Raw genomic sequence first — 20325 nt, 5'->3', positions numbered from 1 at the left:
TGCCATGAGCTTCCACGTTGACCAGAGTGAGGACACCGCGCTGCAGGCGGCATTGCTGCGGCAACCCCGGCATGTGCTGTTCCCGCCGGCTGACCAGTTCAGCACCGGCTTTGGGGAGAGCGGTTGGCGCGCCGCGGTGCGCGCCAGCAACGAGCACCTGATCCCGCGCGGGCTGACCCTGGGCTTCCAGGCCGGGCGCGGCGGGCGCGATGTGCCGCCGCAGGCCTATCTGGAGACACTGCTGCAGGCGCTGCGATTGCAGGCCGATGCACTGGCCGAGGACCGCGAGGTGGTGGCCATGGTCCTGCAGCTGGGACTGGCCGAAACGCTGCCACCGCCGCAACTCGGCCAGCTGCTGGACGCGGTGCCGCAGCACCTGCGCACCGTGGCGCGACCCCAGGTAGAGGTGCGGCTGGATGCTGGCAGCGCGTTGTCACCGGCACAACTACGTGCGCTGGGGTGCACCCGCCTGAACGTGATCGACCGGGCTGACGCGCCGGGGCCGACCCTGCTGGCGCAGGCGCGGCAGGTGGGCTTCACCGCGCGTTACTACCAGTTGCGGGTGCCAGCTTGCGAGGATGCAGGCTTCATCGAACGCCTGCATGAGGTGCTGGCCGAAGCGCCCGAGCGCGTGCTGCTGCCGGCACCGTGCGCGTTGCCGCAGCATCCGTCCGCCGCGAACTGGCTGCAGGCCTGGCGCCTGCTGCGCGCAGCGGGCTACGAGGCGATCGGCGGCGATCACTATCAACGGGGTGACCTGCCGAACCCGCACGGGCCAGGCGATGGCCAGCGCCACTGCGACCTGGCCGGCGTGCCGCGCCGTGACCGCAGCGATTTCATTGGCCTCGGCCTGTCTGCCTGCAGCCAGATCGGCGAGGTGTTCTACCGGCTGGAGGACGAATGGGATCAATGGCGCGCTCGGCTGCAGGCCGGGCACATCGGCGTGTCCGCCGGCCTGATCCTGTCTGAAGACGAGCGGCTGGCGGCCGAGGTGGCGCAGAGCATTGCCTGCGACCATGCCCTCGATGCCGCCGCCTTCGAATGGCGCAACGATGAACCGTTCGAGGAGTGCTTCGCCGCACAGCTGCCGGCGCTGTCGCCACTGCTCGCTCGCGGCTGGGCGCAGTGGGACGCACGCGTGCTGCGCCTGGCCGAAGAAGGTCGCCTGCTGTGGCGTATGATGGCTGCATGCTTCCGGCCGGCGGCCGCCATCGCTTGAGTGTTGCCTCGATGTCTCCGAATCCGCCCTCGCATGGTCGCCTTCGCCAGGCGACACCGAATCCCGCTGCTGCCGACGACGGCGACGCACTGCATTTCTGCAGCACCTGTGCGTTCTCCGATGCCTGCATGTCGCAGGGGTATGACAAAACCGCGCTGGGTGACCTGCATGTGCTGGTCGACCATGTCGGTCCGTTCCATGCCGGTGACTACATCTTCCGTGCCGGCGAATCGTTCGACTCGATCGCGGCGGTGCGCGCGGGCATGGTCAAGACCTTCGTCGATGACAGCCAGGGCAATGAACAGGTGCTGGGCTTCAGCCTGCCAGGCGAGGTGATCGGCCTGAACGCGATCCATGGTTCGCGCTTCCCCTGCAATGCGGTGGCGCTGGATACCGTGCACCTGTGCCGCATCTCGTTCCCCAAGTTGAGCCTGCTGGCCACGCGCATGCCGGGGCTGCAGGCCAAGCTGTTCAGCCTGCTCAGTGCGGAGATCGGCAAGGTCGCCACGTTGGCGGCCAACCACCGCACCGAGGAGCGCATGGCCGCGTTCCTGCTGGACATGTCCGAACGTTATGCACGGCGCGGATTCTCCGCCACGCGCTTCAACCTGACCATGGCGCGCACCGAGATCGCCAACTACCTGCGGATGGCGCCGGAAACCGCCAGCCGCGTGCTGCGCCGCCTGAGCGATGATGGGATCATCGCGGTGAAGCAGCGCGAGATCCTGCTGTTGCAGCCCGAGCGCCTGGCGGCGCTGGCGGTGGCTGACGAATCCGATCCGAACTGAACCTGGCCGGGAGCCGACCATGAAACGAGCGGGACTGTTGTTGCTGGGACTGCTGGCCACGGTGCCGGCCTGGGCGGCCGACCTGACGGTGTCGGCGGCATCGAGCCTGACCGAGAGCTTCCGTGAACTGGGCGCCGCCTACGAGAAGGCACACCCGGGAACCAAGGTCGATTTCAACTTCGCTGCCTCGGGCGTGCTGCTGCAGCAGATCAGCCGCGGCGCGCCGGTGGACGTGTTTGCGTCGGCCGATGAAACCACCATGGACCAGGCCCAGCAGCAGGACCTGCTGGCGGCCGGCACGCGCGAGGTGTTCGCGGTGAACGCGCTGTGGGTGGTGGTGCCGCCGCAGGCCACGGCCGCGCCGCGCAGCTTGAAGAACCTGGCCGGTGCCAGCGTGCAGCGCATTGCGCTGGGCAACCCGGACAGCGTGCCGGTTGGCCGCTATGCCAAGGGCGCGCTGGAGAAGGCTGGGCTGTGGCCGTCGGTGCAGGGCAAGACCATCACCACGCAGAACGTGCGCCAGTCGCTGGATTACGTGGCGCGCGGTGAAGTGGACGCCGGCTTCGTCTATGCCACCGATGCGCAGGCGATGCCCGACCGGGTGCGCCGGGCCTTCGCAGTGCCGGTGTCGGGGCGCATCGCCTATCCGCTGGCGGTGACCAAGGCCAGTGCGCAGCCGGTCGAGGCCAAGCGCTTCACGGCGTTCGTGCGTTCGGCGCAGGGCCAGGCGATCCTGGCCAAGCACGGGTTCGGCAAGCCCTGAGGCATGGATCTCGACTGGAGCGCACTGGGGTTGTCGCTGAAGGTGGCCGGTTGGGCCACCGCGATCAATCTGGTGCTGGGCGTGGCGCTGGGCGCGTTGCTGGCGCGACGGCGCTTTCCGGGCCGTGAGCTGCTGGATTCACTGCTGACCCTGCCGATGGTGCTGCCACCGACGGTACTGGGCTACTACCTGCTGGTGCTGATCGGACGCAATGGCCCGATCGGCGCGTGGCTGCAGTCTTGGTTCGGCATCAACCTGGTGTTCACCTGGCAGGCCGCGGTGATCGCGGCAGCGGTGGCCTCGCTGCCGCTGGTGTTCAAGCCGGCACGCGCGGCGTTCGAGGGTGTTGACGGGCAGCTGGAGCAGGCCGCGCGCACGCTCGGCGTGTCCGAAGCGGCGGTGTTCTTCCGGGTCACGCTGCCGTTGGCCTGGCGCGGCATTCTTGCCGGCCTGCTGCTGGCCTTCGCGCGCGCGATGGGCGAGTTCGGCGCAACGCTGATGGTGGCCGGCAGCATTCCGGGCCGCACGCAGACGCTGTCGATCGCCATCTACGAAGCGGTACAGGCCGGGCAGGATGGCAAGGCCAATGCGCTGGTGATCCTGACCTCGGTGGTGTGCATCGTGATCCTGCTGCTGGCCGCGCGGCTGGTCGGTGGGCGCCGTCGGGAGCTGCGTGATGTGGCTTGACCTGCAGGTGCAACGGCGCCTGCAGGCGGCCGGACAGGATTTCGTGTTGGACGTGTCGCTGCAGTGCACGCAGCGGCAGGTGGTGCTGTTCGGGCCCTCGGGCGCGGGCAAGAGCCTGACATTGAAGGCGGTGGCCGGGCTGCTGCGGCCCGGCGAGGGCCATGTGCGCCTGCAGGGACAGACCCTGTTCGATGCGGCAACTGGCGTGGACCTGCCGCCGCAGCGTCGCCGGCTGGGCTACGTGTTCCAGGACTATGCGCTGTTCCCGCACCTGAGCGTGCGCCAGAACGTGGCGTTCGGGCTGCAGAAGGGCTGGTTGAATCCACGCAGCAGCCAGCGCTTCGATGCGGTGGAGCAGTGGTTGCATGCTTTCCGCATCGACACGGTGGGCGATCTGCTGCCATCGCAGATATCCGGTGGCCAGCGCCAGCGCACCGCCCTGGCGCGCGCCCTGGTGACCCAGCCGCAGGCGTTGCTGCTGGACGAACCGTTTTCCGCGCTGGACCACGACCTGCGCCAGCATCTGCGCCAGGAACTGGAAACGGTGCTGGACAAGACCGGCATCCCGTTGCTGCTGATCAGCCACGACCCGCAGGACGTGGCCGTGTTCGGCCAGCAGGTGGCCCGCGTGGTGGACGGCCGCATCGTCGGCAGTTGACCCGTGATGGTAGTGCCGGGCGCTGGCCGGCAACCACGGAATCCGGCGCAGCCGGCCAGCGGCCGCCGCTACCGTGATGCACAGGCGATGGTTGGTCACCTCTGATGGTAGTGCCGGCCGCTGGCCGGCAACCACGAAATCTGGAGCAGCCGGCCAGCGGCCGGCTCTACCCGACGGACGGATCAATACAGTTCGCAGTGCGTGCGGCCTTCGCCGCGCATTGCGTCCCAGTGCCCTTCGCCAGCGATGGCATCGATGGCGTCGCGTATCGCGCCTTCCAGGTGGCGCTTGTTGCCGCACAGGTACAGATGCCCGCCACGGGCCAGCACATCGCGTACCTCGCTGGCACGCTGCAGCAGCACATGCTGCACATAGACCTTGTCGGCCCCATCGCGTGAGAACGCGGTATGCAGGCCAGCCAGCGCGCCGCGCGCGTGCCAGTCCTGCAGGTGTTCGCGATAGAGGTAATCGTGTTCGCGATGCTTCTCGCCGAACACCAGGTGCACTTCACGTTCGCAGGAGGTCGCCTGCAGTTCCTGCATCAGGCCCATCAACGGCGCGATGCCGGTACCGGTGCCGACCAGCAACAGCGGTGCTTCGCTGCTATCGGGCAGATGGAAGCCCGGATTGGAGCGGCAGTACACACGGGCGTGGTCGCCGCCATGCAGCAGGCTGCCGGTGGCGGTGCCAAAGCGCTCGCGGCCACGCAGGGTGTAGCGCACTTCGCGCACGCAGAGGCTGAGCTGGTCGTCGCACGGGTGCGAGGCAATCGAATAGGCCCGCGGCAGGCGCGGTGACAGCAGCTCGCGCAGGCGCGCCGGCGGAACACTGTCCGGGGTGGCGTGATCCTGCAGCACATCCAGCAGGTCCAGGCCGTGCAGGTACGCCTCCAGTTCGCGCTTCTGGCTGACCTTCAGCAGGCCCTTCAAGGTTTCGCTGCCACCGAGCCGGGCCAGTTCGCGCAGCACGTTCTTGCCCAGCAGGCGCAGCTCGCGGTCGTGCAGGGTGGCCACGGCGGCGGCGTCGCCGTACCAGGCGGCCAATGCCTGCAGCAGGGCCGGGTCGTTCTCCGGCACCACGTGCAGGGTGTCGCCGGCCCGGTAGGCCATGCCGCTGCCGGCAATGTCCAGCTGCAGGTGCCAGGCCGCGGGATCGCTGCTGTTCAAGCGGCGGCGTTCAACGATGCCCGCGGCAAAGGCGTTGTCTTCGCCATAGGCGGTCACCTGCAGGCGCAGGTCGTGGCCGGCGGCGGGGTTTCCGTCCAGCACCTGGCCGAGCACCGGCTGCCATTGCTGGAAGAACTGCTCGTAGCCGAGATCGGCATCCACGCGGTGCAGCAGCGGTTGCGCCTGGCGCTCGCTCAGCGCGGCATCCAGCGCCTTGGTGAAGCCACAGAAGCGCGGGTAGCCGGTATCGCCAAGCCCGAATACCGCATAGCGCAGGCCGCTCAGCGTCGGGGTCTGGCGCAGTGTTTCGAAGAACTGCTCGCCATTGGCCGGCGGTTCTCCGTCACCGAACGAGCTGGAAATCGCCAGCAGCACGTCACCGTGGCCGAGGCTGGCGACGTCGATGTCGTTGAATGCGAGTACCTGCGGCGCGTGCGGCTGCAGGTCCGCGCCCAGGCGCTGGGCCAGGGCGCGGGCATTGCCTGACTCGGACGCGAAGCCCACCAGCAGGCGGCTGATGGCGGTGCTGGTCGGCAGCGCGTTCACGCGGCCTCGTAGAAGTCGTCGAACTTTTCCTTGCTGAACTCGACCAGGTCGTAGTTCTGCATCAGGTCGTTCACCACGCGGCGGATGCTGATGTACGAGGTGATGTTGCCTTCGGCGTCAAACAGCGGCTGCACGGTGGTGTCGACCACATAGAGCACGCCGCCCTTGCCCAGGTTGGGGACGATGCCGGTCCAGGTCTTGCCGGCCTTGATCGTGTCCCACATGTCCTTGTAGACCGCCTTGGGCACGTCCGGATGGCGCACGATGCTGTGCGGCTGGCCGATCAGCTCTTCACGGGCAAAGCCGGTGAGCGTGCAGAACAGGTCGTTGGCATAGGTGATGTTGCCCTGCAGGTCGGTGGTGGAGATCACCATGACGTTCTGCAGGGCGTTCAGCAGCTGGGCGTTGTCGGGGGTGTAGCTCATCGCAGGGTCCTTGTGGATGCCGGAAACGCCGGCGTGTTCGGGTCCTGCATAGGAATACGCCCGCGCGGCGGCGGGCGATTTGATATTGGTCAAGTGACGGACGGGATCGGCTGCGACCGGGTGTCGCAGGGAGTTTCCTGTGGAGCCGAGCAAGGGCTCGGCTCTACCCAGGAAGGGCGGGCGCGTCAGCCCATCAGGTAGCGCAGTACTCCCGCCGAGACCACGCCGATCAGCACCGTCGGCAGCATCGACAGGCGCGTGGCGGCCAGCAGGGTGATCGCCAGCGCCGCCAGATCGGCCGGCTTGTCGGCGACGAAGTCCGGTGCGATCACCGAGATCAGCACGCAGCCGGGTGCGGCTTCCATCACTGTTACCGCGCGCTTGCTCAGCGTACGGTTGCGCAGCGCCAGGAATCCGACGATGCGGGTGAGGTAGGTGGCGGCCGCCATCAGCACGATGGTCAGCACTGAGGTCCAGTGGATCAAGCCATTGAAGATCATGGCGCGTCCTCCGCCAGCAGCCAGGCCGCCGCCAGACCGGCCAGCGCACCACTGGCGACGTACCAGGCACCTGGCACCAGCAGGTAGGTGGTGGCGGCCACCACCAGGCTCACCAGCCAGGGCCGCGCGGCCTTCATGCCTTGCCACATGCCCCGCAGCAGCACCAGGAACACGGCGGGGAACGCCATGTCGAAGCCGTAGGCGTGGATGTCGCCCAGCATCGGGCCGACGATCGCGCCCAGCGCGGTGCAGGCCACCCAGACCGTGTACAGGCCGGCCGAGACGCCCAGGTAGTAGGCCAGGCTGAAGCCGAGGGCGCGGCGGCGTGCGTCGGCCACGCCCATCGCCCAGCTCTCGTCGCACATGAAGAACAGCGCAGGCAGCACCCGGCGGCGCGGAAGGTGCTGCAACAGCGGTGCCAGGCTGGCACCCATCAGCAGGTGGCGGCTGTTGACCAGCGCGGTGATCGCGACGATCAGCGCGATATGCGGCGGCGAGGTCCACAGCTCGACCGCGGCGAATTCCGAGCCGCCGGCAAAGTTGAGGCCGGTCATCAGTGGTACTTCAAGGGCGGTCAGGCCCTTCTGTGCGGCCTGGGCGCCGAGCACCAGGGCGAAGGGAATGAAGCCGATCATCACCGGCACGGCGGCGCGCAGGCCGCGCAGGAATTCGGCACGCGGGGCGGTGTCGCAGGCGGCGTCAGGCAGGGGGAGGGTGGTACGGGCGTCCATGGAACGACACAACTGAGTGGGGTGGCCCATCCTAGCGGTCCAATCACGAAATCGGGTTGCGTTGATGCCATTGAATTAAGGAAGATTGGAATTTCCTGCGGCCATAGCCGAGACGGGTGGAATTTCATGCAGTACCAGCTCGACAATCTTGATCGGCGCATCCTCGACGCCCTGCAAGGGGACGGACGCCTGCAGAACCTGGAGCTGGCCCGTCAGGTGGGCCTGTCGCCATCGGCCTGCCTGCGCCGGGTGCGGCTGCTGGAGGAAGGCGGTTACATCGACCGCTACGTGGCGCTGCTGAACGAGGCCAAGGTCGGGCGGGGGTTCACCGTGTTCGTGCGGGTGTGGCTGCGCGGGCAGGACGAGGACACCACCAATCACTTCATCAACAGCATCAAGTCTTTCCCGGAAGTGCTTGAATGCCATCTGATGGCCGGTGACTGCGATTTCCTGCTGCGGGTGGCGGTGGCCGACCTTGATGCCTACCGGCAATTCCAGATGCAGCACCTGAACCGGATTGCCGGGGTGCAGAACACCAAGACCGAGATTCCGATGCAGCGGATCAAGCAGACCACCCGCCTGCCGCTTTGAGGGCTGGGGGCTGGCCGGGTTGCACCCGGCACCCGCGGTCGTGCCGGCCGCTGGCCGGCAACCCCAGCAGCAACAGCAACAGCAGCGGGCATTCCGTGTGTTGGCGGGGTGGGTCCGGTTGTAGGGGACGCCGTGAACCCGTCCTTGGGGGCTTGGCCGCGGCATCCATGCCGCGGACACCCCTGCAACCGGACCCACCCCGCCTTCGACAGTTCCCCGCGAGGTGCCGGAACGGCACGAGCTGCTCTTGGCAAGTGTCGACCTCAGCTGCTCTTGGTGGGTGTCGACCTTGGTCGACACGCTTTGGTCGGCATGGGGCCGGATGCCGTTGCTTCACAGCGGACTCCGCGCAGCCGGGCTCGCCCTCGGCCGTGGGCGCTGGTCATCGCAATGACATGTGGTGCCGGTACGGTTTGAACCCGCTTGCTGGTCGCGCGGGCCGGGGTTCCGGTCGTGCCGCGCGTGCACTGCAGCTGCTGTCGCTGCCGAGGGTCATGTGTTCTACGTCAGGGGGCTGAATGGACACCATGCGGTCAGAACTTGGAGGGTGGCCATCGCCGCATGGCTGCTGTTGTCCTTCGCGGCCGCCGCACAGGACGGTGTTCATGCCTACGACATCCCGGCGCAGCCGCTGGAGCTGGCCGTCGAGCGATTCAGTGTCATCAGCGGGTGGTCGGTGATGTATCCGGGTGACCTTGCCGCTGGGCGCAGCAGCCATGCGCTGCGTGCCAGCCTGCCGCCGTTGCCTGCGCTGCAGGCGCTGCTGCAGGACACCGGCATCGAGGCCGAGGTGATCGGCGAGCAGCGCGTGGTGCTGCGCCGGGGCGCGCAATCCGCGAATGAAATGACGAGCGGCAGCGAACCTGCTGACGCCGAGCGGCGCCGTCGCTATGGCGATGTGCAGCAGCGCCTGCGCGAGGCGTTCTGTGACGACCCGGGCATCGCGCCGGGCCGCTATGCAGCAACGCTGCGCTTCCGCATTGACAGCGACGGCCAGGTGCACGCGCCCGAGATGGTATCCGGCAGTGGCAATGCAGGCCGCGACGCACGCCTGCTGCAGGCGCTGGCGCAGCTGGTGCTGGCGCCCGATGCCGCCGCGCTGCCGCAGCCGGTGACGCTGCAGATCCGACCTTCCGGCATCGACCACGACTGTGGCCGGCGCTCGCCCCTTCCATGACTTCAAGGATTCGAACATGAGCAACGGTACGGCTGGGGCAGTTGACCTGATGGACCACCTTCTGGGGGCCTACGACGAGCTGAAGCGGCGCCTGGTGCGCAAGCTGGGCTCGGAGGAGCTGGCAGGCGACGCGCTGCAGGATACCTGGATGCGCCTGAGCGCCCGCCGCGATCGGCTGGACGCGGTGCAGAACCCGGCGGCCTACCTGCTGCGCATGGCGATGAACACCGTGATCGACCGCCAACGTGCCGACCATCGACTGCTGAGCCTGGATGAGGTGGATGCGCTGATGGACCTGGCCGATCCGGCGCCGGGCCCGGCGCAGGCCGCGGAACTGGACTTCGCGTTGCAGGACATGGTCGCCCTGCTGCAGCGCATGCCCGAGCGCCGCCGCCGCATCCTGCTGGCCATCCGCGTCGATGGCCTGCAGCAGCGGGACGTGGCCGAGCACCTGGGCGTGTCGCTGCGATTGGTGCAGCGCGAACTGAAGGCGGCCCAGGACTACCTGGCCGAGCGCAGCGGGCAGGGGCGCCAGGTGCGGTTCTGAGCGCCGGCATCCGTCTACACTTTGACGCCGAGCAGAACCCCGCAGCGTGCGGGTCCGGCATGAGCCCCCATGGACGCTGACGATCGCCCGCAACGCCCGCTGGATGCCGTCGAGCGTCAGGCGCATGCGTGGGTGGTGCGGCTGACCTCGGGCGAGGCCACCGCCGCCGATGGGCGCAGGTTCCGCGCGTGGTGCGACGCCGATCCCCGCCATCGAGAGGCCTTCGGCCGTGCACGCCGGCAGTGGGACCAGGTGCGGCTGGCGGGCGAACAGCTGCCGGCCGCGGCACGCCAGCCGGTCGCACCGGGCCGTGCACAGCGATGGAGCCGGCGTGCCTTCCTTGGCGCTGCCATTGCCGCGCCGGCCAGCCTGGTGGTGGTCGCCGCGATCCGCCCGCCGCTGGGCCTGTGGCCGCCGGTCACGGCAATGGCCGCCGATTTCCACACCGGCACCGGCGAGCGCCTGCAGATCACGCCGGTGCCGCAGCTGAAGATCGATCTGGATACGCAGAGCAGCCTGCGCCGTCGCGCCGCCGCCGATGGCGAGGGCTTTGAACTGGTGCAGGGCCAGGCCGCGATCGAAACCCGGGCCGGCCTGCGCCTGGCGTTGTTTGCCGGGCCAGGCTGCGTGATTGCCGACGAAGGTGCGGTGCGCCTGGACGTGCGCAACACCCACGGCCAGGTGCGGGTCACCTGCCTGCACGGCAGCGCCCGCATCGAGCATCCGCAGGGCCGCCTGCAGCTGCAGGCGGGGCAGCAGACCCGCTACGACGAGCGCCTCAGTGGCGTGGTGGCCGAGGCGGTGGCCGCGGAGGTAAGCGCCTGGACCGAGGGCATGCTGGTATTCCGCCGCGCGCCGCTGCGTGAGGTGGTGGACGAGATCAACCGCTACCGCCGCGGCAGGATCGTGCTGGGTGAATCGGCGTTGGCGCGTGCGCCGGTCAGCGGCCGCTTCCGCATCGATGATCCGGACGCGGCCCTTGATCAGCTGCGACAGTCGATGTCGCTGGATCTGCGTCGCTTTCCGGGTGGCATCGCCGTCCTTGGTTAGATGATGACGCTGGCCCCGCGCCTCACGCAGGGCCATTGCAAGCAAGGAGAGGCCTGGGGTGCGCAACGAGACCATCGGTGTGCTGGATCTGCGTCGCAATCTGTCGGCGTTGCTGGAGACCACGCAACGACGACCGTTGATGGTGCATCGCTATGGATCACCGTGGGTGTGCGTGGTCTCCGAAGCGCAATGGCAGCAGCAGGCGGTGCTGCTGGAGTTCGATCCGCAATCGCATCCGTTGGCGATGCTGCTGCGCCTGCAGCAGCAGGTACTTCCGCTGCCAGAGGCGGGTGCGCTGGCGCCCGCGGCGATGGCAAGGGCGCTGCTGCTGATGGGCATGTACGCAATCGATGAGCTGGCGCAGCTGCACGACCAGGTGCAGCACCATCGGCTGTGGCACTGGTTCGTCGCTGGCGGCCACGGGGTGATGGAGGGCTGGCAGCTTTCGCCGTTGCGTGTTGCGATGGCGTCATGGCTGGATGACGTGGCGATGACCGATGCGCTGACGGCCTTCGCGCAACGCAGTGAGGTGGCCGTGCTGGCGCGCCGCTGTGGCGGCGACGCGCCGCGCCTGGAGCGCGAAGCCTGCAGGCGGATGACGCTGCGATGACGCCGATGAGGAAGCGCTACGCAGCGCACAGAGAGGCATTCGCGCTGTCGCTTCATCCGCCCTGCCGACGTCTTCCCTGAGTACGGCGCATCACGCGTCGCAGAGCGCAGGTGATGCCGATGGCAGACAGTCGCAGTGTCACCATGCTGGAACTGGACCGGCACCTGAGCCAGTCGCTGGAGCAGGCACGGCATGCGCCGATGAACGTGCAACGCTATGGACGCTCGTGGGTATGGGTGCTGTCCAGCGATGCGTGGGCGGATGCTGCGCGTTGGGCAGCCCAGGACAGCAGCGCGCATCCGTTGTTGGCCCTGCGCAGGGTGCTTGATGCGCAGTTGCGGCCCTGGCCCGAGACTGTCATGAACCTGCTGCCGTTCGATGCGGGCGATACGCGCGCGCTGCAACGCGCCGCGTTGCTGGTGGTGATGCGCGATCTGAACAGCGCGCAGCGGGTGTTCGATGACCTGCGCTATCACCAGGCCTATCGGTTGTTCGTCGGCCTCGGTCACGGCACGGCATGGACGCCGATGCAGTGCGTGCGGCTGCTGCAGGCGTGCGCGCAGCCGCTGCTGCGTGCCTGTATCGAAGACACGCTGGGCGAAGTGCCTGCGCCACTGCTGGAAGCCGCGTGCGTGCCTGCAATGCGCGCAATGCCACAGCAGGCGCAGGCACTGCGAATAGCAGGCGGATGTTTATCGTACTGACACATGCACCGCTGACCATGGCGCAGCGGTCTCTTCCAGGATGACGGGGGCGGAACAATGGCAAGGCAGGTTCGTGGTCGCTGGGCTCGGCAGCAGGGTTTCAGCCTGATCGAGATCATGGTGGTGGTGGTGATCATCGGCATCCTCGCTGCGTTGATCGTGCCACGCTTGATGGATCGCCCCGACCAGGCGCGCGTGGTGGCGGCGCGGCAGGATATCGCTGCGTTGATGCAGGCATTGAAGCTGTTCAAGCTGGACAACGGACGCTACCCCACTGCCGAGCAGGGGCTGAAGGCACTGGTGACACCACCGCAGGGCGGCGGTGCAATGCCGGTGACGCCCTATCTGGACCGCCTGCCGAATGACCCGTGGGGCCATCCCTACCAGTACCAGATTCCCGGCACCCACGGCGACATCGATGTGTTCTCGCTGGGCGCGGACAGCACGCCGGGCGGCGAGGCCGGCAATGCGGACATCGGCTCCTGGCAGCTGTGAGGCCCGCCGATGGCAACCCGGATGCGTTCGGTGTCGTGCGCCGGCCAGCGTGGCATGGCGGTGATCGTGGCGATGCTGGTGGTGGCGCTGGTGGCGGTGATCGCCACCGCGCTGCTGACCCGGCAGTCGGCGCAGCTGCGCATGCTGCGCGGCGACCAGCTGCGCGCGCAGGTGCGCATGACCGTGGACGCCTCGCTGGAGCGCGCGGCACAGCAGTTGCGTGAAGACGCGCGCGAGCAGGTGACGACGGTGCGCGACGGGCGCTGGGCGCGGCCGCTGCAATCGCAGGTGCCGCTTCCGGTACAGCTGCAACTGGTCGATGCGCAGTCGATGTTCAACCTGCGCAATCTGCTGGCACACGGCAGGCCGGACCCGGACGCACGGCACGCGTTCATCGCCCTGTGCGCCGGGCAGGGGCTGGGGCAGGGCGCCTGCGCCTCTGCGGCCGAGCACATACAGGCGCGCCTGCGCGATGGCGACATCCAGGCGCAGGCGCCCCTGCCGCGCGAATCATTGATCGAGCAGGCCTTTGCGGGGTCGGATCCGCTGGCCGTGCAGGCGCTGGCACGGCGCACCGTGGTGCTGCCGGCGCAGACCCTGGTCAATGCCAACACCTGCGATCTCAGCGTGCTGCAGGCGGTCACGCCCGAGGTCGAACGGGGGCGCCTGCAGGCGCTGCTCGGGGAGCGGGACGGCGGCCACTGGCTGCTCAATCGCGGTGACATTGCCAATCGACTCCAACTGAGCAGCGCACAGATGGCCCTGGTGCCCCTTGGCATTCATAGTGAGTGGTTTCTCGCCGTCGGCCAGGTACAGGCCGACGGCCAGGCGGTCGACTTCCGGGCGCTGATCTGGCGTGAGTACCGCGATGACGGTGTGCGCGTGCAACGCGTGTGGACGAGGATCGGTGCATGAGCGTGCAGTTGAGGATCTGCCTGCCACCCCTGGAACGCCTGCGCACCGACAGTGAGGTCGATTGGGCGCTGCTGCACAAGGGCGCCGTGCAGGCGCATGGCCGCGGGACGCTGATGGCACTGGGCCAGCGCCATTCGCAGGCCGAGGTGCTGGCCTGCCTCGATCCGCACGACCTGATTCTGCTGGAGCTGCAGCTGCCACCGCTGACCGGGCGCAGGCTGCAGGCTGCATTGCAGGGCGAAGTTGAGGCGATGCTGCTGGACGACCTGCAGGAAGTGGCCCTGGCGCACGGCGCGCAGGCCGATGACGGCAGCGTGCCGGTCGCCTGGCTGGGCCAGCAGGCGATGGTGCAGGCACAGCAGCTGCTGGAAGCGTGCGGCCTGCGGCTGCGGGCACTGTACCCGACGCCGCTGCTGCTGCCGTGGAACAGCGGGGAAGCGACGCTGTGGGCCTGCGGTGAGCACCTGCTGGTGCGCAGCGGGCACGACCGGGGCGGCGTGCAGTGGTGCGGCGGGCGTGACGCGGGCGCGGTGATGCAGGCGCTGGCGGCACGGCTGCAGCAGTCCGGCGTACAGGCCGTGCAGTGGATCGGTAGCGTGCCGTCCACGTGGCCGGAAAGCCTGCCTGCCACGCCGGTCGCGCACGAACTGCAGGCCTGCGGACCGTTGCCAGGGTGGTCTCTGCCCCTGCCCAGTGCGGCCCGGAAGCGGCCGCGGCTGGCGATCGGGCTGGCATTGGCCGCGGTGCTGCTGGCGGCACTGGGCCTGCAACTGCAGGTCTCGCGTTGGCGCAGCGAAGGCGAGGCGCTGCAGCAGGACATGGCGCGGCAGTTCAGCGCGCGCTTCCCAGAGATCACCGATGTCGTGGACCCGGTGCTGCAGGCGCGGCGGGCGCTGGCAGCACCGGCGCCGCTGCCGTCGTTGCCGGCGGTGCAGCGGCAGGTGGCCAGTACGCTGCAGGCCATTCCGGAACTGGGCGGCCAGGTCCGCGGCCTGCGTTACCAACCGGGCCAGCTGGACCTTGAACTGGACGCAGATGCGCAGGCGCTGGCCGACGACGCACAACGGCTGCAGCAGTGGCAGCAGGCAGCCCAGGCACAGGGCCTGGAGCTGGCACGCGCGAACGATGGGCGCCTGCGCGTGAGCGGGGGCGACCGGTGACCACACCGACCCTGCGCCGGGGTGGGGGGCTGGCAGGCCTGCAGCAGCGCTGGCAGCGCCTGCCGCCTCGCGACCGGTTGATGCTGGGCGTGATGATCGGTGCGCTGCTGGTGGCGGGCCTGTGCTCGTTCTGGCTGGAGCCGCTGCTGAAGCAGCGCGCGCATTGGCAGGCAGAGCTGCCGCGGCTGCAGGCACAGGCCACCGCACTGGCGCCGCTGCTGCGCGCCCGCGAGCGCCAGCAGCAGGCCCGGGATCAACGCCCGACGCTGGCCGGGCTGCGCGAACGGATCAGGTCCGCCGGCCTCGCCGAAGGACTGCATATCGAAGCACGCGACGGGCGCTGGCACCTGCAGGTGCAGGCCGTGCCCGCCGACGCGCTGTGGAACTGGCTGCTGCCGGTGCTGGCTGATCCGGCCATCGAACTGCAGCAGCTGCAACTGACACGTACAGGGGATGCGAACATGCCGGCGGCACGGATTTCCGGAAACATCGTGATGGCACCCGCTGCGGGTGGTCATTCATGAGAGCGATGCGCAGTCTCGCCTGCAGCAGCGCGCTGGCCCTGATCGTGGGCATGGCGCATGTTCCGGCTGTGGTGCTGGCGCAGGACGCCCGCGATGAACCGGTGCAGTTGAACCTGGTGGATACCGATATCGGTGGCGTGCTGCGCATGGCAGCGCGCTTCACCGGCCGCCAGTTCCTGGTCGATCCGCGGGTGACCGGCAAGATGACCGTGGTCTCCGAGGGTCCGGTCAGCCGTACCCAGGCCTACCAGCTGCTGCTGGGTGCGCTGCGCATGCGTGGCTTCGCCGTGGTCGAGAGCGGCGGTGTGAGCCGGGTGGTGCCACAGGCCGACGCCAAGCTGCTCGGCGGACGCGTCGGTGCGGGTGGCGCCGGCGGCGAGGTGACCACGCGGACCTTCGCGCTGCGCTACGAGAACGCGGCCGCACTGGTGGCGGTGCTGCGGCCGATGATCAGCCCGGACAACCCGATCACGGCCAACCCGGGCAACAACACCCTGGTGATCACCGACTACGCCGACAACCTGGAGCGCATTGCGCGGGTGATCGCCAGCGTGGATACGCCGGCTGGCATGGACACCGATGTGGTCAAGCTGCAGCAGGGCATCGCCGTCGACGTAGCGGCGATGGTGGCGCCGCTGCTGGATGCACAAGGCGCCGAGCCGAGCCAGAAGGTGGTGGTGATGGCCGATCCGCGCAGCAACAGCGTGCTGCTGCGCTCCAGCAGCCCCGGTCGCACGCGCCTGGCGCGGCAGCTGGTGGAGAAGCTGGACAAGGCCCAGGACGAGTCCGGCAACCTGCACGTGGTGTATCTGCGCAACGCCCAGGCCAACCAGCTGGCCGGGGTGCTGCGCGGCGTGGTGGCCGGGCAGAGCGATGCACCGGCGATGGGCAGCAACGAAGGCATCACGCCGCTGCCCGGCGATGCCAGCCGCAGCACGCCGTCACAACCGTCGCAGGCGCAGGCGCAACAGGCAAAGGCCGGCGGCAATGCGCTCGAATCACAGCGGCTTGATCCGAACCGCCGCGACCCGATCGAGGCCGGCAGTACCGGCTTCAGCCAGAACGGCATCTCGGTGCAGGCCGACGTGGCGACCAACACACTGCTGATCTCGGCGCCCGAGCCGGTGTACCGCAACCTGCGGCGGGTGATCGACCAGCTTGACCAGCGCCGCGCGCAGGTGCTGGTGGAAAGCCTGATCGTGGAGGTCAACCAGACCGACGCGGCCGAACTGGGCGTGCAATGGATGCTGGGCAATGGCCGCACCTTCGGCGGCACCCACTTCGGGGGAACCACGGGTGGCAGCGGGCTGAACACCGGCGCGCGCACCACTCTGGACGTGCTGCCCAAGGATGGCCTGAAGATCGGTGTCATCGACGGCACCATCAACCTGCCGGGGGTGGGCCAGATCCTCAACATGAAGGCACTGGCCAATGCGCTGCAGAGCCGGGGGGGTGCCAACATCCTGTCCACGCCCAACCTGATGACCCTGGACAACGAGGCGGCCAGCATCATGGTCGGCCAAACCGTGCCGTTCGTCAGCGGTCGTTACGTGACCGACGGCGGGGGCGGCAGCAACAACCCGTTCCAGACAATCGTGCGCGAGGACGTCGGCCTGAAGCTGCGCGTGCGTCCACAGATTTCCGAGGGGGGCACGGTGAAGCTGGACATCTACCAGGAAGTCAGCAGCATCGACGCGCAGAGCGCGACCAGCACGGCCGGCATCATCACCAACAAGCGTGCACTGGACACCAGCGTGCTGCTGGATGACGGCCAGATCATGGTGCTCGGTGGGCTGCTCGAAGACAGCGTGAGCCATGGTCGCGATGCGGTGCCCGGCTTGGGAAAGATCCCGGTGCTGGGGGCGCTGTTCCGCAGCGATACGCGCAAGCGCGCCAAGACCAACCTGATGGTGTTCCTGCGCCCGCACGTGGTGCGCGACCCGGCCGCCGGGCAGCGTCTGACCCGCGACCGCTACGACTACATGCGCAACGCGCAGGCCGGTGCGCAGCCGGCACAGAGCTGGGCGTTGCCCGCGCTTTCCGCGCCGCAGCTGCCGCCGCAGGATCTGTCCGTGCTGGGCCAGGGCAATGCGCGCGATGGCCAGGGCCAGCCGTTGCAGAACAGCAGCCTGGCGGCGTTGTATCCGGCTGGCGAAGGCGACGCGCAGCTGGTCCAGTTCGCGCAGGGGCTGGACGTGGCACGCGCCAACCAGGGCGTGGCGCAGGCGCGGGCACTGGGATTGCAGGCCTATGCCGAGGCCACGCCGGGCGGGAGTGGACAGCGCCTGCGGGTGCGGCTGCCACGCGACCCGGCGAGGCTGGACCCGGCGCTGCAGCAGTTGCGTGGGCTGGGCTACACGCCGGAACTGGTGATCGGCCCGTGAGCGTAACCGTGCCGCTGCCGTATGCCTGGGTGCGCAGCCATGGCGTGATGCTGGCCGAGGCCGGCGGTGAGCCGGTACTGCTGGGCACTGCCGAAACCGCCGCCTGGGCGGTGGCCGAACTGCGCCGCCGGCACGGCCCGCTGCCGTTCCAGGCACTGGAAGCCGCAGCGTGGCAGCAACGGTTGGGTGAGCAGTATCGTGACGGCGGCGATGCCGCAGCGGTGGTCGGTGCCGCTGAAAGTGAAGTGGATCTGGACCGCCTGATGCAGGACATGCCGGAAGTCACCGATCTGCTGGACGCGCAGGACGACGCGCCGGTGATCCGCATGATCAACGCACTGCTGGCGCAGGCCGCACGCGATGGCGCCAGCGACCTGCACATCGAACCGTTCGAGACCCATTCGGTGGTGCGCTACCGGGTGGACGGCACCCTGCGTGACATGGTCCAGCCACGCCGTGCACTGCATGCGGCGCTGGTGTCGCGCATCAAGATCATGGCGCACCTGGATATCGCCGAGAAGCGCCTGCCGCAGGACGGCCGCATCGCGATCCGTGTCGGCGGCCGGCCGCTGGACATCCGCGTGTCCACGGTGCCGACCGGACATGGCGAGCGCGCGGTGCTGCGCCTGCTGGAAAAGGATGCCGGCCGCCTGCAGCTGCAGCGGCTCGGCATGGCCGACGACACCCTGGCGACCTTCACCGGGTTGATCCGGCAACCGCACGGCATCGTGCTGGTGACCGGCCCGACCGGCAGTGGCAAGACCACCTCGCTGTATGCGGCGCTGGGCCAGCTCGACAGCAGCACCAGCAACATCCTGACCGTGGAAGACCCGGTGGAGTACGACTTCGCCGGTATCGGCCAGATCCAGGTCAATGCGCGCATCGGCATGAGTTTCGGCACCGCACTGCGCGCGATCCTGCGCCAGGACCCGGATACGATCATGATCGGCGAGATCCGCGACCTGGAAACCGCGCAGATCGCGGTACAGTCCTCGCTGACCGGCCATGGCGTGCTGGCCTCGCTGCACACCAACGACGCGATCTCGGCGGTGACCCGTTTGGCCGACATGGGCGTGGAGCCGTTCCTGCTGGCCTCGTCGCTGCGCGGCGTACTGGCGCAGCGGCTGGTGCGGCGCCTGTGCACCCAGTGCCGGCGTGCAGAGGTGGATGGCGAGGGCCGTACCGTGTGGCGCGCGGTCGGTTGCCCGGCGTGCGCGAACAGCGGCTATCGCGGGCGCACCGGTATCCATGAACTGTTCGTGGTCGATGAGCGCGTGCGCGCCCTGATCCACGAAGGGCAGGGTGAGCCTGCGCTGCGGGAGGCGGCGCGGCGTGCTGGCATGCGCAACCTGCGCGAGGATGGCCAGCGCTGGGTCGACAGTGGCGTGACTACGCTGGAAGAGATCCTGCGCGTTACCGGCGACGCCTGAGGCGACGATGGCACTGTTCGACTACCAGGCCGCCAATGCGCAGGGCCGCATCGAGAAAGGACAGCTGGATGCCGACAGCCCGCGCAGCGCGCGCCAGCTGCTGCGCGGACGCGGGCTGACACCGGTACAGGTGAGTGCGGCACGCGCCGCAGGCAGTGGCTGGGGCGCGCGCCGGTTGTCGGCCAGCGAGCTGGCCTGGGCCACGCGCCAGTTGGCCAGCCTGCTGGCCGCAAGCCTGCCGCTGGAAAGCGCGCTGAGTGCGGTGATCGAGCAGGCCGAGCGCCCGCACGTCGCGCAGGCGCTTACCGCGGTGCGTGCCGACGTGCGCGCCGGCCAGCGCCTGACCGTGGCACTGGCCGCGCGGCCGCGTGATTTCCCGCCGATCTATCGCGCGCTGGTCGGTGCGGGCGAAGACTCCGGTGATCTGGCCCGGGTGATGGAGCGTCTGGCCGACTACATCGAGGAGCGCAATGCACTCCAGGCCAAGGTGCTGACCGCCTTCATCTACCCGGCGGCGATCAGCCTGGTATCGGTGGCGATCGTGATCTTCCTGCTCAGCTACGTCGTGCCGCAGGTGGTGACCGCGTTCGTGCAGGCGCGGCAGACGCTGCCAATGCTGACCCAGGTGATGCTGGCTGCCAGCGCGTTCGTGCGCAGCTGGGGCGTGTGGGTGGCGCTGGGCAGTGGCGCGCTGGTGGTAGCGTGGCGGCTTGCACTGCGCCGGCCCGAGCTGCGCCTGCGCTGGGATGCGATGCTGCTGCGCGTGCCGATGGTCGGGCGCTTCGTGCTGGGCGTGAACAGTGCGCGCTTTGCCTCGACGCTGGCGATCCTGCTCGATGCCGGTGTGCCGCTGCTGCGTGCCCTGGAGGCGGCGCGGCAGACGTTGGGCAATGCACTGCTGGCGCGCTGCGCCGACGACGTATCCGCGCGGGTACGCGAAGGCGCGGCGCTGGGCTCTGCGCTGAAGGTGCAGAAGGTCTATCCACCTATCCTGGTGCACCTGGTGGCCAGTGGCGAGAAGACCGGTTCGCTGGCGCCACTGCTGGATCGCGCTGCACAGACCATCTCGCGCGAGATCGAACGCCGGGCGATGGCGCTGACCGCACTGCTGGAACCGACCATGATCCTGGTGATGGGCGGGGTGGTGCTGACCATCGTACTGGCGGTACTGATGCCGATCATGGAGATGAACCAGCTGGTGCAGTAGATCCACGCCAAGCGCGGATGGAATCACCCGATTCTCCACACAATCCTC

Annotated in this window: 22 protein-coding genes; 18 read left to right on the top strand and 4 right to left on the bottom strand. The window is 68.8% G+C overall.

The window, feature by feature from the left end; all coding sequences use genetic code 11:
• Positions 1 to 4: 4 nt before the first annotated feature.
• From N5C18_RS14895 to N5C18_RS14875, 5 genes are read left to right on the top strand one after another with little or no spacing between them, the layout of a single operon-like run.
• Positions 5 to 1219, top strand: coding sequence for a coproporphyrinogen III oxidase (locus N5C18_RS14895; RefSeq protein ID WP_279944930.1), 1215 nt, complete (start codon positions 5 to 7; stop codon positions 1217 to 1219).
• An 11-nt stretch (positions 1220 to 1230) separates the two neighbouring features.
• A complete protein-coding gene (locus N5C18_RS14890; protein ID WP_008265167.1) occupies positions 1231 to 2007 on the top strand; it encodes a helix-turn-helix domain-containing protein in 777 nt (258 codons plus the stop codon).
• A gap of 19 nt (positions 2008 to 2026) precedes the next feature.
• Complete coding sequence (gene modA, locus N5C18_RS14885) at positions 2027 to 2770, top strand: molybdate ABC transporter substrate-binding protein (RefSeq protein WP_279944929.1); 744 nt, start codon at positions 2027 to 2029, stop codon at positions 2768 to 2770.
• 3 nt (positions 2771 to 2773) lie between these two features.
• Positions 2774 to 3457, top strand: coding sequence for a molybdate ABC transporter permease subunit (gene modB / locus N5C18_RS14880; protein WP_006449309.1), 684 nt, complete (start codon positions 2774 to 2776; stop codon positions 3455 to 3457).
• A complete protein-coding gene (locus N5C18_RS14875) occupies positions 3447 to 4115 on the top strand; it encodes an ATP-binding cassette domain-containing protein (RefSeq protein ID WP_279944928.1) in 669 nt (222 codons plus the stop codon). The genes modB and N5C18_RS14875 overlap by 11 nt, the downstream gene beginning before the upstream one ends.
• Before the next feature lie 182 nt (positions 4116 to 4297).
• Here the strand turns inward: N5C18_RS14875 and N5C18_RS14870 are convergent, their stop codons facing one another.
• From N5C18_RS14870 to N5C18_RS14855, 4 genes are all read right to left on the bottom strand, one after another.
• Entirely contained in the window at positions 4298 to 5827 is a 1530-nt protein-coding gene (locus N5C18_RS14870) for a sulfite reductase flavoprotein subunit alpha (RefSeq protein WP_279944927.1), read from the bottom strand.
• On the bottom strand, positions 5824 to 6252 hold the full coding sequence (locus N5C18_RS14865; RefSeq protein WP_053512135.1) for a PAS sensor domain-containing protein: 429 nt from the start codon (positions 6250 to 6252) through the stop codon (positions 5824 to 5826). Before N5C18_RS14865 ends, N5C18_RS14870 begins: the two co-directional genes overlap by 4 nt.
• Positions 6253 to 6437: 185 nt before the next feature.
• Positions 6438 to 6752, bottom strand: a complete 315-nt coding sequence (locus N5C18_RS14860) for an AzlD family protein (protein WP_005409898.1) — start codon at positions 6750 to 6752, stop codon at positions 6438 to 6440.
• Complete coding sequence (locus N5C18_RS14855; protein WP_053449927.1) at positions 6749 to 7483, bottom strand: AzlC family ABC transporter permease; 735 nt, start codon at positions 7481 to 7483, stop codon at positions 6749 to 6751. The genes N5C18_RS14860 and N5C18_RS14855 overlap by 4 nt, the downstream gene beginning before the upstream one ends.
• A 126-nt stretch (positions 7484 to 7609) precedes the next feature.
• Between N5C18_RS14855 and N5C18_RS14850 the strand changes: the two genes are divergently transcribed.
• The 13 genes from N5C18_RS14850 (at position 7610) to gspF (ending at position 20277) form a co-directional block, all read left to right on the top strand.
• Entirely contained in the window at positions 7610 to 8074 is a 465-nt protein-coding gene (locus N5C18_RS14850; protein ID WP_008265929.1) for an Lrp/AsnC family transcriptional regulator, read from the top strand.
• A gap of 496 nt (positions 8075 to 8570) precedes the next feature.
• A complete protein-coding gene (locus N5C18_RS14845; protein WP_164087704.1) occupies positions 8571 to 9251 on the top strand; it encodes a TonB C-terminal domain-containing protein in 681 nt (226 codons plus the stop codon).
• A gap of 16 nt (positions 9252 to 9267) precedes the next feature.
• Positions 9268 to 9798, top strand: coding sequence for a sigma-70 family RNA polymerase sigma factor (locus tag N5C18_RS14840; protein ID WP_006449274.1), 531 nt, complete (start codon positions 9268 to 9270; stop codon positions 9796 to 9798).
• Positions 9799 to 9867: 69 nt separating this feature from the next.
• Positions 9868 to 10848, top strand: a complete 981-nt coding sequence (locus N5C18_RS14835; RefSeq protein ID WP_279944926.1) for a DUF4880 domain-containing protein — start codon at positions 9868 to 9870, stop codon at positions 10846 to 10848.
• Positions 10849 to 10906: 58 nt separating this feature from the next.
• Positions 10907 to 11458, top strand: coding sequence for a hypothetical protein (locus N5C18_RS14830; protein ID WP_053508861.1), 552 nt, complete (start codon positions 10907 to 10909; stop codon positions 11456 to 11458).
• A 119-nt stretch (positions 11459 to 11577) separates the two neighbouring features.
• On the top strand, positions 11578 to 12162 hold the full coding sequence (locus N5C18_RS14825; protein ID WP_279944925.1) for a hypothetical protein: 585 nt from the start codon (positions 11578 to 11580) through the stop codon (positions 12160 to 12162).
• Positions 12163 to 12219: 57 nt separating this feature from the next.
• Positions 12220 to 12657, top strand: coding sequence for a type II secretion system major pseudopilin GspG (gene gspG / locus N5C18_RS14820; RefSeq protein ID WP_279944924.1), 438 nt, complete (start codon positions 12220 to 12222; stop codon positions 12655 to 12657).
• Between the two features lie 9 nt (positions 12658 to 12666).
• Entirely contained in the window at positions 12667 to 13572 is a 906-nt protein-coding gene (gene gspK / locus N5C18_RS14815; RefSeq protein ID WP_279944923.1) for a type II secretion system minor pseudopilin GspK, read from the top strand.
• Positions 13569 to 14732: a type II secretion system protein GspL gene (gene gspL / locus N5C18_RS14810; RefSeq protein ID WP_053508857.1), complete on the top strand. Its 1164-nt coding sequence runs from the start codon at positions 13569 to 13571 to the stop codon at positions 14730 to 14732. The genes gspK and gspL overlap by 4 nt, the downstream gene beginning before the upstream one ends.
• Positions 14729 to 15256, top strand: coding sequence for a type II secretion system protein GspM (gspM, locus tag N5C18_RS14805; RefSeq protein ID WP_053508855.1), 528 nt, complete (start codon positions 14729 to 14731; stop codon positions 15254 to 15256). The genes gspL and gspM overlap by 4 nt, the downstream gene beginning before the upstream one ends.
• Positions 15253 to 17640 (top strand): type II secretion system secretin GspD, encoded by a 2388-nt coding sequence (gspD, locus tag N5C18_RS14800; protein ID WP_345782064.1) that lies wholly within the window; start codon positions 15253 to 15255, stop codon positions 17638 to 17640. Before gspM ends, gspD begins: the two co-directional genes overlap by 4 nt.
• On the top strand, positions 17637 to 19070 hold the full coding sequence (gene gspE, locus N5C18_RS14795; RefSeq protein WP_279944921.1) for a type II secretion system ATPase GspE: 1434 nt from the start codon (positions 17637 to 17639) through the stop codon (positions 19068 to 19070). The genes gspD and gspE overlap by 4 nt, the downstream gene beginning before the upstream one ends.
• A gap of 7 nt (positions 19071 to 19077) precedes the next feature.
• Positions 19078 to 20277: a type II secretion system inner membrane protein GspF gene (gspF, locus tag N5C18_RS14790; protein WP_279944920.1), complete on the top strand. Its 1200-nt coding sequence runs from the start codon at positions 19078 to 19080 to the stop codon at positions 20275 to 20277.
• Positions 20278 to 20325 lie beyond the last annotated feature (48 nt).

It is taken from the genome of Stenotrophomonas sp. GD03930, assembly GCF_029839665.1.
GTDB lineage: Bacteria > Pseudomonadota > Gammaproteobacteria > Xanthomonadales > Xanthomonadaceae > Stenotrophomonas > Stenotrophomonas forensis.
This window is presented reverse-complemented; position numbering and strand designations above follow the sequence as displayed.